The 14,133-nt window shown below is 67.3% G+C and carries 15 protein-coding genes; 7 read left to right on the top strand and 8 right to left on the bottom strand.

Annotation, left to right across the window (positions count from 1 at the left end; all coding sequences use genetic code 11):
- Nucleotides 1-144: 144 nt before the first annotated feature.
- Both MEBOL_RS43995 and MEBOL_RS43990 read right to left on the bottom strand, forming a co-directional pair.
- Complete coding sequence (locus MEBOL_RS43995) at nt 145-420, bottom strand: DUF5953 family protein (RefSeq protein ID WP_342747799.1); 276 nt, start codon at nt 418-420, stop codon at nt 145-147.
- A gap of 91 nt (nt 421-511) precedes the next feature.
- Nucleotides 512-901, bottom strand: a complete 390-nt coding sequence (locus tag MEBOL_RS43990) for a DUF5953 family protein (protein WP_342747696.1) — start codon at nt 899-901, stop codon at nt 512-514.
- A 219-nt stretch (nt 902-1,120) separates the two neighbouring features.
- Here MEBOL_RS43990 and MEBOL_RS41565 point away from each other — a divergent pair, with 219 nt between their 5' ends.
- Nucleotides 1,121-1,855, top strand: coding sequence for an ATP-binding protein (locus tag MEBOL_RS41565; RefSeq protein WP_157823823.1), 735 nt, complete (start codon nt 1,121-1,123; stop codon nt 1,853-1,855).
- On the opposite strand, the gene MEBOL_RS33795 is transcribed toward MEBOL_RS41565, so the two are convergent.
- The 4 genes from MEBOL_RS33795 to MEBOL_RS33785 form a co-directional block, all read right to left on the bottom strand.
- A complete protein-coding gene (locus MEBOL_RS33795) occupies nt 1,856-2,683 on the bottom strand; it encodes an IS630 family transposase (RefSeq protein WP_157774696.1) in 828 nt (275 codons plus the stop codon).
- Nucleotides 2,661-2,930 carry a helix-turn-helix domain-containing protein gene (locus MEBOL_RS33790; protein ID WP_245918869.1) on the bottom strand — a complete coding sequence of 90 codons (270 nt, stop codon included), beginning with the start codon at nt 2,928-2,930 and terminating at the stop codon, nt 2,661-2,663. Before MEBOL_RS33790 ends, MEBOL_RS33795 begins: the two co-directional genes overlap by 23 nt.
- A gap of 207 nt (nt 2,931-3,137) precedes the next feature.
- Nucleotides 3,138-3,491, bottom strand: coding sequence for a transposase (locus MEBOL_RS43355; RefSeq protein WP_245919081.1), 354 nt, complete (start codon nt 3,489-3,491; stop codon nt 3,138-3,140).
- Nucleotides 3,383-3,952 carry a transposase family protein gene (locus tag MEBOL_RS33785; RefSeq protein WP_245919079.1) on the bottom strand — a complete coding sequence of 190 codons (570 nt, stop codon included), beginning with the start codon at nt 3,950-3,952 and terminating at the stop codon, nt 3,383-3,385. The genes MEBOL_RS43355 and MEBOL_RS33785 overlap by 109 nt, the downstream gene beginning before the upstream one ends.
- 619 nt (nt 3,953-4,571) lie before the next feature.
- Here MEBOL_RS33785 and MEBOL_RS33780 point away from each other — a divergent pair.
- Nucleotides 4,572-5,330, top strand: coding sequence for a hypothetical protein (locus MEBOL_RS33780; protein ID WP_095981289.1), 759 nt, complete (start codon nt 4,572-4,574; stop codon nt 5,328-5,330).
- 11 nt (nt 5,331-5,341) lie between these two features.
- Here the strand turns inward: MEBOL_RS33780 and MEBOL_RS33775 are convergent, their stop codons facing one another.
- Entirely contained in the window at nt 5,342-5,665 is a 324-nt protein-coding gene (locus MEBOL_RS33775) for a polymer-forming cytoskeletal protein (RefSeq protein WP_095981288.1), read from the bottom strand.
- A 167-nt stretch (nt 5,666-5,832) separates the two neighbouring features.
- On the opposite strand from MEBOL_RS33775, the gene MEBOL_RS33770 reads away from it, so the two are divergent.
- The 5 genes from MEBOL_RS33770 to MEBOL_RS33750 all read left to right on the top strand — a co-directional run bounded on the left by MEBOL_RS33770 (nt 5,833) and on the right by MEBOL_RS33750 (nt 12,731).
- Entirely contained in the window at nt 5,833-6,594 is a 762-nt protein-coding gene (locus MEBOL_RS33770) for a fibrinogen-like YCDxxxxGGGW domain-containing protein (RefSeq protein WP_157823821.1), read from the top strand.
- Between the two features lie 390 nt (nt 6,595-6,984).
- Nucleotides 6,985-8,085 carry a thioesterase domain-containing protein gene (locus MEBOL_RS33765; protein WP_095981286.1) on the top strand — a complete coding sequence of 367 codons (1,101 nt, stop codon included), beginning with the start codon at nt 6,985-6,987 and terminating at the stop codon, nt 8,083-8,085.
- Nucleotides 8,086-8,344: 259 nt separating this feature from the next.
- Nucleotides 8,345-9,673 carry a diaminopimelate decarboxylase family protein gene (locus tag MEBOL_RS33760; protein WP_245919077.1) on the top strand — a complete coding sequence of 443 codons (1,329 nt, stop codon included), beginning with the start codon at nt 8,345-8,347 and terminating at the stop codon, nt 9,671-9,673.
- 17 nt (nt 9,674-9,690) lie between these two features.
- The gene (locus MEBOL_RS33755; protein ID WP_218920839.1) at nt 9,691-11,634 is read left to right on the top strand and encodes a hypothetical protein; all 1,944 of its coding nucleotides are present in this window, start codon (nt 9,691-9,693) and stop codon (nt 11,632-11,634) included.
- An 8-nt stretch (nt 11,635-11,642) separates the two neighbouring features.
- Nucleotides 11,643-12,731 (top strand): thioesterase domain-containing protein, encoded by a 1,089-nt coding sequence (locus MEBOL_RS33750; protein ID WP_095981284.1) that lies wholly within the window; start codon nt 11,643-11,645, stop codon nt 12,729-12,731.
- A 151-nt stretch (nt 12,732-12,882) separates the two neighbouring features.
- Here the strand turns inward: MEBOL_RS33750 and MEBOL_RS33745 are convergent, their stop codons facing one another.
- The gene (locus MEBOL_RS33745; RefSeq protein ID WP_095981283.1) at nt 12,883-14,067 is read right to left on the bottom strand and encodes an MFS transporter; all 1,185 of its coding nucleotides are present in this window, start codon (nt 14,065-14,067) and stop codon (nt 12,883-12,885) included.
- Between the last annotated feature and the right edge of the window lie 66 nt (nt 14,068-14,133).

The raw sequence follows: 14,133 nt of genomic DNA, 5'->3' as shown, positions 1-14,133 counted from the left end.
ATAGCTCATTATTCGGAGAAGGACAGGTCCCGGGCATGGACGTGCCGGTGTATCGACAACGGAGCACCCTCGGCGCATCGCACGCCAGGACGCTGTGGCCGAGTCGTTCTCACTCATGGGCGCGTGCCCTCCATCGCAGCCACGTCACGCCTCTGCACGCCCACCGATCTCCGGGAATCGCTCGTAGGCCCATTTGAGCGCCTCCAGGTGGGTGGGGTTGTCCAGGTCGAGCGGCGTATCGGTGAGCCTCACCACCCACCCGCCCGACGCCGTCCGCCGGGCCCGCGCCAACAACTCGGCATCGCGGGAGGGGTCCGGAAAGCCGATGACCTCCGCAGCGGCCGCGGACCAGTAGTTGATCCACCCAAGATACCTGGGAACCGTGGGCGAGCGGATGTTCCATGGGAGCTTGAGCGTCAGCAGCCCATGAGGTGGTCTTTCCGGCCCCCCCCAGCTTCGGACCTGTCTGAGCCGCGATGACCAACCTCACGGGCCCGGGCGCCATGACGCCTCACCGGGCACGTACGCCCTCCGCGACGTGCTCCAACATGTCCGCTGCCGCGGCAACAACGGCCGCATCCTGCGGCAGCTTCGCGTGGACCAGCGGCAGCGGCTCTCCCCCTGGACTGTCACTCGCACGCTCCCGCCGCCCATCCATTGTCACCGGGTAGCGATCGTCCCCATTGTACAGCAACCCGAACTCGCCGCACGCGGCCGTCTCAGCCAGCCACACCGCGCGCCGCGGAAGCGCGATGGGCCTTCCCTCTTCCGAGATCCGCCACGCCAACCACATGCCGGGGAGTGCCCGCTCCATGCCTTCAACGGCAGCGAGCGGGCGCCCGTCGTCGCCGGTGAGCTCTGGCGCGAAGATGTGCAGATGGAGGCGAGCCCGAGTGGTCATCGTGTGCACCCTGTGACGACGATATCAAAGGTGTCGTCTTCCTCCAGCAGCGCGGCCTTGTGGGCCTCGCTGCTCACTGCTCAGCGACAACTACACCTCCCCAGCAACGACAACTACACCTCCCCATCTACAAGTGACGGCAGCCGTCGGTAGAAACCCGGTGACTCCGAAGGTTCGGATGAGCGAGTGAGGACGACGGATGCCCAGGAGAGGAAGCTGATGGAAGAGATGGCGAAGCACGGTGGCCTGGGGATGGCGGCGGCCCAGGCGGGCATGGACCGCAAGACGGCCCGCAAGTACGTGAAGGAGGGGAAGTTCCCCTCGGGGCTTGAGCAGGAGCGCACCTGGAGGACAAGGGAGGACCCCTTCGAGGAGCAGTGGGCCAGCCTGGCCGAGAGGCTGAAGGAGGCGCCGAAGCTGGAGACCAAGACGCTCTTCGAGGAGCCGGGCAGGCGGGCTAGACATGTCCGCAGCGCCGGTGCCGACGCATTGAGCGGCTGCTCAAGGCCTCAAGGCTGTCCACGGACAAGACACTCTCCACGCTCGAGCAGGAGGAGCCGCCGACCAAGGTGCGCCGTCAGCTATCGGTCCTATGCGAGGGCGGCTTCGTCGAGCGCGCGGAGAACGTGCTGGCCTTCGGACTGCCGGGGCGAGGCAAGACGCACGGTGAGCGCCATCGGCCACGAGCTGGTGCGGCGCGGCTACGAGGTGCTCCTCGTACCGGTGGTGCTGCTGGAGCAGCGACTGCTCCTGGCCAAGAAGAGCCTCCTGCTGACGAAGGAGCTGCGGCGACTGGACGGGTATGACGCCGTCATCATCGACGACATCGGCTACATCCAACAGGACAGGGAGGAGATGGAGGTGCTGTTTACCTTCCTGGCCCAGCGACACGAGCGCAGGAGCGTGCTGATTACGAGCAACCTAGTGGAGTGTCCGACAAGTTTTTCAACATAGTCAGGACAGGTGGCGGTCCACCCACGAGTGCATCTTGGCGCGAGTCCAGGACCAGGTGAAGGGGTGGGCGTAGAAGCGGTTGTACTCGGGCCAGCTGGCGTCGAGGTGCTCGACGAACTCGTCACGGCTGGCCCAGTCCCCGCGTCGCAGGTAGCGCTCGGCGAAGGCGCGTAGCAGCAACTCCGCCTGGTTGAGCCAGGAGGCGTGGGCTGGAGTGAAAAGCACCCGGACGTGCGGGTAGTGAGTGCGGAGGAAGTCGTGCGTCTGCCCGGCGGTGTGACTGGGGGCGTTGTCCCAGATGAGGTGGATGCGCCTGGCGTCGCGATGGTCCCCAAGTAGCCGCGGCAGTACGGCGCGCAAGCACTCCCCGTTGTTTCTCTCCAGGTGCCAGCTGCGCATGCGGCCGGAGTGCACCACGAGCTTGACCAGGAGGTTCACCGTGCCACGCCGCACGTACTCGAACTCCCGGCGTTCGATGAGGCCGGGTTGCATGGGCCGCACGGGCTGCTCACCGTGCAGCACCTGGATGTTGGGCTTCTCGTCCACGCACACCACCACTTCGTTCCTCTGGGCCAGCTGCCGCGCCTGCTCGTAGCACCACAGCACCTGGGCCGCTTTGTGACGGAAGGTGTCGTCCAGGGTGGGTGTCTTCCAGTAACGCGTGCGGTGAGGCTGCAAGTCAGCCTCGCGCAGGATGAGCGCCACCGTGGAGTGGGAGAGGGTCGGGGCAATACCCCGTCGGCGTGCCACCAGGGCCAGGCTCCGGGTGGACCAGTGCATCATCTGCAAGCCCACGCCCGCCGGCTCACAACACGCCAACTGTTCCACCTCTACTCGTTGCAGGGGGGGAAAGCTCCCGCGGACGGCCGGAGCGGGGCGCATCCAGCACGACATCGACACCGTACGCTTCGTAGCGACGGCACAAGTGCCAAATGGTGGTGCGCTCCAGCTCAAGCCTGTCGGCCAACTCCGACACGACGGTGTCCGGGTCAGTCATGGCCAGCAGGACGCGCGCTCGGCGCGCGACGCGCTGCTCGGTACGTCCGTCCTCCACCAGCGTCTTGAGGTAGGCCACTTCCCCAGGCGAGAGGTGGAGGAGGTGCGGCGGTCGTCTCCTCATCCACCCAACTTACCCAGTCTCATCCTCCTCCCAACCAGCCCCCTGGTCTCGACTATGTTGAAAAACTTGTCGGACACTCCACTAGTGGACTGTAAACGAAGTTATTGGACATAGTCGCGGGGGATGAATAGCTCTGGTGGATGAGAAGACGTCCTCCGCGACTCATCCGCCTCTCGCCAGAAGAGACCTCCTACCTGGAGAGACTGGTGCGAGATGGACGCACCGAGCAGCGCATCGCCCGGCGAGCGGTAAGTCCTCGCCGGAGCCCGTCGTGACGAGAGGGCCGAGAGGTGAGCATGTCCGCCCGAGGCAAGGAGGCGGACAAGATGGCATGGTTGCGCGCGCATACTCCGTCGAGGGTGCTGTCGTCACCACTTCGACGCCAGGATGGCTCCGGAGCCAGGAAGTCAGCGTGGGAGCGGACCGGTCGGGGAGCAAGTCGACGACACGATGCGCCTCCAAATCAACCAGGAGGGAGCCGTAGGTGCGTCCTTTACGCCAGGCCCAGTCATCCACACCGAGCACCCGGGTGGAGTGGACGGAGGCAGTGGGGTGCGGTGCATGAGTCGCAGGAGCGTGTCGGGACTCGTCGGCATGGCCAGGGGCACCAGCAGCCTGGCACCGGCTTCAGATCCGGCCGTCATGCCCACCGAACATTGGGCCCGCGCGAGTCGGCGCGTGCGCCGGGCACTCGGAGCGAGCAAGTCGGGCAGGCGTTCGGAGAACGTGCGGCGCGCGCACCTCGCATTGCGACAGCGGAAGCGACGCACATGCAGCTCGAGCTGAACCGAGCGGCCCGCGGTGGGCAGGTCGGCTGGCCGTCGGACATAGGTGCTGTGCGGCGTTTCGCTGTGCTCTTCGCAGGAGGGGCACTGCGCTCCTCGACGTTTAGCTCGCACGACGAGCACAGCTCGCGTGGACGCCCCACGCACGACTCGCTCCACCCGGCAACCGGGAATCGGGTACAACTCGCTCATCGCGGGTTGTACGCGTCACTCTCGCTGCCTGCTGTTACCCCCGCTTGCCCGCTCGCAAACCTCATCTGGGGAGGCAGTTTCACGCGCCTCGAGCACATAATGTGCGGGAGAGCCACAAAAGCGGATCAGGCTCAGAATTGCCTGGATAACAGATTTCGCTTGCAGGCTAATCTAAGTTAGGTGGATGATGTGACTTTCAAGGTGGGGGTACCCGTCCGGAGTTCGACGTGATGGCAGCAGCTTGAAGGCGGACGGGTGCCGTGCTCGGCGAAAGTCGCGAGCGGTGCAGCTGAAGAACTTGGAGCGAGAGTCGTCGAGGCAAGTTCAGGAAGTGTCGGCCGTGCGCAGACGCTTCCACGCTACCGGCAACAGTTCGTCGATGCGGCTGTTGGGATGCGATTGCACTCGCATGAGGACATCAGCAAGCGCTCGTCCCTCCGGAGTCTCTTGGCATACAGCCCTGAGTTTGTCCTTGCTTGGCCAAAACAGGAAGGACACTTTCCTCTGGACGTGGCGCTTCTGTCGCTTGGTGCGGGTGCGAGACCTCTTTGTGACCTTTGGGGTCTGTACAACCTCCCGACATCCGGAGTAGGAAGCGGCGGAGGCCGGAGGTACGAACATGAGCGACATGAGGGAATGGAAGGGGCAGTGCATCGGCCCCTATCGGATCGGCGAGCGTTACCCGGACGTCCCCGAGGACGAATGCCGACTTCATGAGGCTCACCACCTCGAGACGGGAGAGCCCGCGCTGGCGGTGATTCCGCCGAGTGGTGAGGACTGGGGTCTGTCCACGCCGTGGAGCTTGCGAACCACCCATTTCCCGGACCCCGGAGTGCTCGTCGTGGATGCCGAGCCCTCGTCCCACGCTCCGGCGCTAACCACACACGAACTCACCCTGGGTTCCATCCGCGTATCGGGCGCCCTGGCCAGTCTCGATGCGCGGGGGGGCGCCCAGATGCCCTTCTCGCGAAAGACTCCCGCAGGTCCACCTCACCGGACGTTGATCTGGGGCCTGGCTGGGGCGGGGCTCGTGCTCATGGCGGGGCTCGCGCTGATGCTCTGGCCGGGAGCGTCCGAGCCCACCCACGCGAGGCCCGCGAACCCTGGGAAGGTTCCATTCCTTCCAGCGGAGCCCACGCCCTTCCTCACTGGCAAGAGCGACCAGTCTCCCGCCATCGCCTATCCGATGCCGGAGAAGCCCTTCAAGGGACAGCGTAAACCTCCCTGTTTCGAGGGCACCGAGGTCGAGATCCGGGGCGGCTGCTGGGTCCAGCACACTCGGAACGCCCCCTGCCCTCGGGGGACCGCCGAGCACCAGGGCAAGTGCTACATGCCTGTGAAGCCCGAGGATCCCGAGCCCACCTCCATCCTGCCGTGAGGTGAAGTTCGTCAGTCTCCGATGATGCGCGGCTCACAATAGCCGGGGTCTTTGTCCGAGAGGATGTGACCCCAGAGGGCGCGCAGGACGTCCTCCTCATGGACTCGGGTGAACAGCTCGGGCTTTTCGCCGAGGATCCTCGCACCCGAGGCGGCGTGAACCCGCCCGCTCAGGGCGGATGCACGGCCTTTGAGGATGGCTCCATCGGCGACATGCACATCTCCCTTGAGCGCGACCACATTCCCCTCCACTCGCGCCCCGCTCTCCACGGTCACACTGCCGCGTATCACCATCACGGCCTTCACCGTGGCCCCCGCTCGCACCACCACGTCCATCCGCCTTCACGTGGCAAGCACGGCGTGGCGGTGCTGGGTGCGGTCCGGTGGCGGTACTCGCTTTCTCTTCGCCGAACCCGAACAGGGGGATGTGCCATGAAACTGGTGTGAAAGAGATGGGTCTCGTAGTGTGGAGGGATTCGCAACAGGTGAATCCTGGAGACAAGATGAACGCTTCCAAACCGTTGCTGTTCGGTGTCCTGCTGTCCTGTTCCGCAGTGCCAGCCCTGGCCCAGAATGCCACGCCCGGGACGACCCCCGTGACGGCACGAGAGAATTGCCAGGCGCTTCAAAACGCGGGCGTGGCGTTGTCGGGGACTTACTGGATTCAACCCGCGGGGAGCACGCCCCGCACGGCCTACTGCGACATGGAGACCCAGGGCGGCGGTTGGACGCTCGTCTACAACAGCCTCCTGGGTGTCAACACCACGGAGTTCTGGAACATCCCGCATGGGGAACGATTCGGACGGCGCGGGCACCCGCGCATCGAGACGCTCTTCTACGATGGGAGCCTCTATCCATATGGCCGGATGTACCTGGATGTCATCGAGGATTTGAGAGGCAAGAGCGTCGTCGCCCTTTTGGCGGAAGCGAGCGGCATTGACCCTTACTCGATGCGCTTCATTTCTCCCCGGTACATCTCTGGTAACCCGTACATCTACGGGGGGCAATTCGCGGGCGGTTGGGCTGCCCCCGATTTCGACGGTGATCTTTGGCCCGGTGGGAGTTGCGCCACGAATTATGGCTACGTCACCCAACACTACGCCGCCTGCTGGGGCTACAGTCTCGGATCCGATGGCGATGCCAACATCTACGACGGAGGGGTCGGTCCGCATCTCGATTCAACGAGCGCCTCTTCCATCGGGCTTTTCTCGGATGGCAGCCAGTTCACCCGCGTGAGGCGTATCTCCCGTTTCGTGAAGTGGTAGGCAAGCGTCACATCAGGCGGTACGAGTTCACGGGCTCCCTGGTGAAGTCCATCGACACACCGAATCCTTGAGCCCGTTGTTCATGGGTCCAACCGTGCTCGCGGTGAGCCTATGGGGTCCGCTCGCACCCATCCACCGGCGCCGCGCACGACCTTGCTGGCTCCTGCCTTCTCCTCACTCATCCCTGCACCCGCCCGCCGCCGAGCCACAGGGCCCCCATTCCGCCTAGACATCAAGGATTCCCCGCGTCAGAAGACTCGGCCGAGGCCTGACGGAGCATTGTCACGTCAGTGACGCGTCATTGGCACGTCAGACTGGGTTTCGTGGCGGGCGCGTCCGAGGCTCCTCCGGAACCTGGAATGGGCACGGGCCTTGCTGACCGGCGCACGCATGAGACAGAGCCTGCGCCAAACACCCGCGATTCCCCGAGACGTCTATGAGCTGTGGCTCTTGCGGATCTGGTCGAGCCACCTGCACCGGGATGACTTCGGGATGAAGGACGACTTCTTCGCCCTCGGTGGCGACCGCGCCACGGCGGAGGCCGTGCGCGCGGAGATCGAGGCTCGGTTCGACACGCCACTGTCCATGGAGACCTTCCTCGAGGCGCCGACGATCGAGCGCATCGGCTGTCACCTGCGCGCTCACTCTCGGCGACTCAACGAGGAACCCGTCGTTGAACTCCAGCCGCACGGCGCGAAGCGTCCCTTCTTCTATCTGCCCGGTGGCGAGGGGACCACCCTCAACTCCTACGCGTTCGCGCGGCGGATGGCGCCGGATCAGCCCGTCTACGGGCTCCAGAGCCGGGGCCTCTACGGCGATCGCCCACCGTTCAGTCGGATCGAGGACATGGCGTCCGACCACCTCGAGTCCCTGCGGACCGTGCAGCCACGTGGCCCCTATCTCCTGGGAGGCCATTGCGCTGGCGGAAGCGTCGCGCTGGAGATGGCGCTGCAGCTCCAGCGCCGCGGAGAACAGGTGGCCGTGCTCGCCGTGTGCGACGCCTGGTCGCCCGCGCTGGTTCGCCTCCGCATGTCGAACGAGACCTTCCTGGACGATCTCGTCGAGTTCTACGCCATCATCGCTGCGGGCTTCCGGCACTGGTTCAATGCGGACCTGCAGCTCAAGAGCGACGAGCTGCGGGCCCTCGAGCCGCGCCAGCGGATCGCGCACTTCATGCGGCTGGCCAGGGCGCACGGGGCCTATGCGCCCGACGAGCCCGACGAGCGCATCGAACGTATCCTGGCGGTCTTTCGCGCCTGCTCGCAGTCGGACTACGCGCCCGCGGAGCGCTTCCAGGGGCCGCTCACCTTCCTGCGCGCGATCGACAGCAAGTTCTGCGAGACGCTCACCGAGGGCTGGGAGGACGTCTCGACCCAGCCGCTGCGTCTGCGCAGGGTGCCGGGCAACCATGTGTCGATGCTGACCGAGCCGCATGCGGAGGCGGTGGCCCATGAGATCCGCGCCGCCATCGCGGAAGCAGGTGTGTCCTGAGTTCGTCACGTCACTGACGCGTCATTGGCACGTCATTGGCGTGTCACTCTGGGCTCCGTCGCGGGCGCCGCCGAGAACCTTCCGGCGGTTGAACCGGGCACGGGCCTTGCTAACTGGCGGCGGGTCACCACTCCTCGCCGTACCCGAAGGAGCCTGTTTTGTCTTCGCGTTTCACCTCCGCGCTCCCCTTCCCCTTCACCCCGCCCGCCCCGAGGCAATGACCATGTCCGCATCTTCCGTCGCTACTTCCGAAGGACGCATGGCCCAGGCGGCTGGCGCTTCGCGAGCGCTTCATCCCGAGCGGTGGGACCTGACAAGCGCCGAGGGCGAATTGTCTCTGAGGGGCACGTCGCTCGCGGGTCTGGCGGACCGCTGGGGCAGCCCGCTCTTCGTCGTCGACGCCCACCGGCTCGACGAGAACGTCCGTCGCTTCCAGCAGGTGCCGGCAGGGGTCGAGGTCTTCTATTCCTACAAGACCAATCCGGTTCCAGCCGTGCTCCAAAGACTGTCAGGGCTCGGCGTGGGCGCCGAGGTGGTCTCTCCGTACGAGCTCTGGCTCGCCCTGCGGCTCGGCGTCGCGCCCGGACGGATCATCTACAATGGTCCAGGCAAGACCCCCAGCGCGGCGCGCACGATCGTCCAGAACGATCTCCTGCTCACCAACCTGAATCATCGCGAGGAGATCGCGCTCGTCGCCCAAGCCGCCGCGCAACTCGGCAAGCGGCCCACGGTGGGTCTGCGCGTGGCCACCTCCGACAGCTGGTCGGGCAAGTTCGGTGTCCCCATCGCCGGAGGGCAGGCGCTGGCGGCCTATGAGGAGGCGCTTTCTCATTCCTCGCTGCGGGTCGTCGGACTGCACGCGCACCGGGGCGTGGCCATCGAGGACGCCGCGACGCTGGAGGGCTTCCTTCGAGAAGTGCTGGAGTTCTGTGACACGCTCCACGCCCGGCTCGGCCTCGCCGTGGAGCTGCTCGACCTCGGCGGGAGCCTGGCGGTCCCGACGGTGCTGCCTCTCGACGGCTCGACGCTCCCGCTCGACGAGCGCGTCCAACGCAGGTTGACGATCGAGCACTACCTCGCGCTGCTGGTCGGTCAGGTCGAGGACCACTTCCGTCGCGTCGGCCGTCCCATGCCGCGCCTCCTGCTGGAGCCTGGACGGGCGCTGACCGGCAATACCCAGATGTTGCTGTGCCGGGTCAGCAGCCTCAACGAGGCCGGAGCGGTGCCCGCGCACGCGATCCTGGATGCCGGCGAGAGCATCGCCCACATCCTGCACCGCGAGTATCACGAGATCTTCCATGTCGAGCGCTGGGGCGAGTCCTCGAGCGAGACGTACACCCTCGACGGCCCCACCTGCAGCCCGATGGACCGCCTGCGCACCGCGATCGAACTGCCTCGGCTCCAGCTCGGAGACACGCTCGCGGTCATGGACGCGGGGGCCTATCTCGTCTCCTTCTCGAACTCCTTCTGCTTTCCCCAGCCAGGCATCGTGCTGTTGGAGCAGGGGCACGAGACGCTCGTGCGTCGCGCGGAGACCTACGAGGACATGGTCGACCGGGATGCCTACGCGCGCGAGGTTTCCCGGTGAGGGCCGAATCGAGGGTCGTGTATCCCCCTCGGGACGAGCCGTCCTGGGTGGTTCGCGGGGAGGCCGTCGAGATCTCGTTCGGACGCATCGAGGTGAAGTACCTCGCGTCCGGGGAGCCTCCCCGGATCACCGTCGCGGGACAGCCGCTGTCGATCGAGCACGCACCGCCGGCCGAGGGCACGGCGGCGTTCGCCCTGGTCGCTGGCGCGGAGGGTCTCCTGATCTCGGACCGCGAGGCGCGGCGGGCCCTGCTCGTTCCTCGCGACGGCGCGTCCGCGCGGGATGCCCGGGCCCCGCTCTATGTCACGGAGCCGGATCCCCAGGGGGAGGGTCGGTTCCGAGTAATGGCCCACCGGGTATCGGCGGCCCCGGGCGTGCTGTACGTCGCGCAGGCCTTCGGGCACACGACGGGCTGGGTGCCGGCGGTGCACGGCGCCCTCGCCAGGCTCCCGGAGCCGCGGCCCTTCACCGCCGCGATCCGGCGGCAGGAGGACGCGGCGTACGCTCGCCGCAAGGCCGAGGGCTCGGCGACGGGGCTCCAGGTGGTTCCGCTCCATTACAGCGATGCGGAGTCGGCGACGATCACCCCCGCCGACGTCGCCAACCCCTCGCGTCCGACGCTCCTGAACCGCGAGGCGGCCCTCTTGTGGCTCGCGGACAATCGCGAGCTCGCTCGGGTCAGCGCGAGCGCGACCGCCCTCGTGAACGATTGCCGGCCGGAGACCTGGATCCTGCACCAGCTCGCCGAACATGCGCAGCACAAGGAAGTCCCCCTGCATGCCGTGCGCTACGCGTTCGAGGAGTTCGCGTGGCTCCGGCGGCTGGCGTGCCCGGCCGCCCGGCCGACGCCGATGGCCCCGGGCCTGGCCGAGCTCCTGGAGGCGTCCGCGCCGGCGATCCATTCGCGGCGCGAACTCGAGGACGTGCTGCGCACGTGTGGCATTGATCCTCGGCGCAACCCCTCGGTCGACTTCGAGGCCGCGAGCCGGGAGCTCATGGACAGCGTGCCGGAGCGCGGCACCATCTGGTACCAGGCCATCAACTGGCGCGACGGGAGCGCCTTGGAGTCGGGCACGCGGCCCTACGTGGTCATTCCGCCACTCGGTCAGGCCAGTGCGCTGTCTCCAGACGAAGCCGCGGCGCGTGCCGGCGCCGTCCTGGCCCAGCACTCACCGGCGCTCCAGCACCTCTTCACCCCGGAGGATCCGCGCGGTGTCGTCCTGGTGTCGCAGGGCAATGGCTACTCCACGTACAGCCGTCGGCACTGGCGCGCGATGCTGGCGCTGGCGACGCGGATGGAGGACGCCCACTTCTTGTTCGCGGGTGGCAACGCGGAGGATCGCGCGTGGCTGGCGCACGAACTCGAGCACACGCGGCGCACGAACGTGACGCCGCTCGGCTGGATCGACGAGCATTGGAGCACGTTCCTCCGGGCCCTGGGAGCCAAGCCGCGGGCGACCTTCGTCTGCCGTCCCGGTCTGAGCAGCATCGGCACCGCGCTGGCGAACGGCATCCCGCCGCTGCTCATGTCGCCCGATCCCCTGGTGGGGCCGGAGGGCGCCGTGGACGCGGTCACCGCGGAGGTGGCCATGGAGCGCGCGGTCTACGCGTTCCAACTGGAGCGGCTGTATGCCACCCAATGCTCCACGCACCGGGAGTCCCCGCTGCCGATCCTCGTCGACACGCTCGGCGCCGGACTGGAACGGGCGCTGAGCACGCTGCGCCGGGCGGTGGATCCCACCGTCCAGCTGCGTCAACGGGCGGCAATCCACGGGTACTGTGACTGGTCGCGCGTCGCGCATCTCATCGCGAGCGTGCTCGCGCGGGAGGCGGTCGCCGGCGTACTGCCCCTCCAAGTCAAGCGCCAGGTGCGCGACCAGGAACTCGCGGTCCAACCGCATCCCCCTTGCCCACCGCCTGTCCCTCGTTCCGAGGCCATGCGTCTGGTTTCACGCGAATGAGGAACGTCATGTCCCCCCCTTTCGTGCCCCCCCGGGACTTCTACGAGCTGCGGCTCTGGGAACTCTGGTCGGGCATCCTGCGCCGGAACGACTTCGGCGCGAAGGATGACTTCTTCGCGCTCGGGGGAGACCGGGGCACGGCGGAGAGCGTCCGTGCCGCGATCTCCCACCGGTTCGATGTCCCGCTCACGCTGGAGGCGTTCCTCGAGGAGCCGACGATCGAGCGCATCGGTTGCCGCCTGCGCGCCCGCTCGCGGAAGCTCAACGAGGAGTCCATCGTCCCGCTCCAGCCGCACGGCGCGAAGCGCCCCCTCTTCTTCCTGCCGGGTGGAGAGGGCTCCATGTTCAACTATCACGCGCTCGCGCGCCGGATGGGGCCGGATCAACCCTTGTACGGCCTTCAGAGCCGGGGACTCTGTGGCGCGCCGCCCCCGTTCCATCGCATCGAGGACATGGCGGCCGACCACCTCGAGTCCCTGCGAACCGTGCAGCCACGCGGCCCCTACCTCCTGGGCGGACATTGCGCGGGCAGCATGGTGGCGCTGGAGATGGCACTGCAGCTGCGGCGCCGGGGGGAACACGTGGCCATGCTCGTCGCGTGCGACGCCTGGTCGCCCGAGTTCTTCCGCCTCCGCATCCCGAACGAGACCTTCATGGACGAGCCCCCCGAGTTCTACGCCATCATCGCGGCGAACTTCCGGTACTGGTTCGGTCAGGAACTCGGGCTGCGAAGCGACGACCTGCGCGCCCTCGAGCCTCGGCAACAGCTCGAGCGCTTCATGCACCTCGCCCGGAGTCACGGCGTGTACCCCCCGGACGAGCCCGACGAGCGCATCGAGCGCGTCCTGGCGGTGTTCCGAGCGGTCAGCTACGGCGACTACAAGCCGGCCGAGCGCTTCCAGGGCCCGCTCACCTTCCTGCGCGGCCGGGACAGCAAGTTCTGCGAGACGCTCACCGAGGGCTGGGAGGACGTCTCGACCCAGCCGCTGCGCCTGCGCGTGGTTCCGGGCAACCATGTGTCATTGCTGACCGAGCCGCACGTGGAGGTGGTGGCGAACGAGATTCGCGCCGCCATCGCGGAGTCGGGCGTGTCCTGAGCGGCCGAGTCAATCCCGTCCTCGCCCACCCAGCGCTTGTCGTCGGACAAGACCGTGTCCTCGACCAGGTCGAAGCCGAGCACGCCAACGAAGAACGCGATGCCCTTGTCGTACTCGTCGACGAGCAGCGCGGTCAGGTGGAGTCGCTGTCTCATGCTGCCTCTTTCACCGCTTCGCTGGAGGAAGGACGGACAAGGAGCAGGAGCAGCACCGCGCTGACGGCGAGGAGGGCCCCTCCGGCCGCGATCGCGACCAGGCCCTTCACGATGAAGGGCGCGATCGCCGCCGTGCCGAGCGCCGTGGTGAGGAGGATGGCCACGACGAGGAGCGCGGCCCCGCGTGCATCGTCCTCGGCGGCGACGATCGCGGCATGGAAGCCGGGCGGACCCCGAAGTCCGAGCCCCATATTCAAGAGAAAGAAGAGGCCGGTGACCCAGCGCGTGTCGCCGCCGCCCGCGAGCGCATAGCCGAGGATCGCGAGCGCCCCGAGAGCCGAGAGCGAGGTGCCCACCAGGATCAACCGCTCCGCGCCAAAGCGCGCCACCAGGCGGCTGGTCACGTTGGCCGCGACGGCGAAGGTCGTGATGCCCAGGATCTGCATCGCGATGAAATCCCCCATGGAGCCGCCCAGCGAGGTCACGAACACCGTTGGAGCGCCGAAGACGATGACCAGCAGCGCACCCAGTGTGAAGGCGTGACTGAGCGCTTGACGCAGATAGGCGGTGTGGGTCAGCAGCCGTGCGTACCCGCCGATTCCCCGCCGTGCGACCACGCGCGGCAACCGGTGGCGAAGGCTCCATATGACGAGCGCCAGGAGCGTCGCCAGGAACGCGATCGCGTTGAAGGTCGAACGCCAGCCGAGCAGCGCCACCAGCCACAAGCCCAGGATGGGCGCCAGCGCGGGCGCCAGGGACTCGATCGTGCCGAGCAATCCGATGGCGCCCACCGCCCGGGAGTCGCCATAGAGCGCGCGCAGCATCCCCGGTGCGAACACCGCCGCGGCGGCCCCGGCCGCGCCCTGAACGAACCGAAGTCCAATCAGCACGTCGAGCGACGGGCTCATCGCGCACAGGGCGGACACGGCCGCATAGGCCGTCAACGAGAGCACCAGGAGCCGTCGCTGGTCGAAGCGCGCGCCCAGCTCACCGAAGAGCAGCAGTCCGAAGGCCGCGCCCGCGGTGAACGCCGCGAGAACGAGCTGGGCCGCCTCGGCTGTACCGCCGAGCAGCTTCGGTAGCATTGGCACGGCCGGGAGGACGAGGTCGGTGCCCGCGATACCGAGCGCGGTCGACGCGGCGATCAGGAAGAAGGAGAGGGAATGGCGGGCCACGGTCATTGTCTAGAGCCGTATATGAGCGCGGCCGCGACCTGTCCACGTGGTAGCCGCGGGCGGGGCGCAGAG

Origin of the sequence: Melittangium boletus DSM 14713 (genome assembly GCF_002305855.1) — a bacterium.
Lineage (GTDB): Bacteria > Myxococcota > Myxococcia > Myxococcales > Myxococcaceae > Cystobacter > Cystobacter boletus.
Note: the sequence above shows the minus strand (reverse complement) of the source record. Positions and strands in the feature narration are given on the sequence as shown.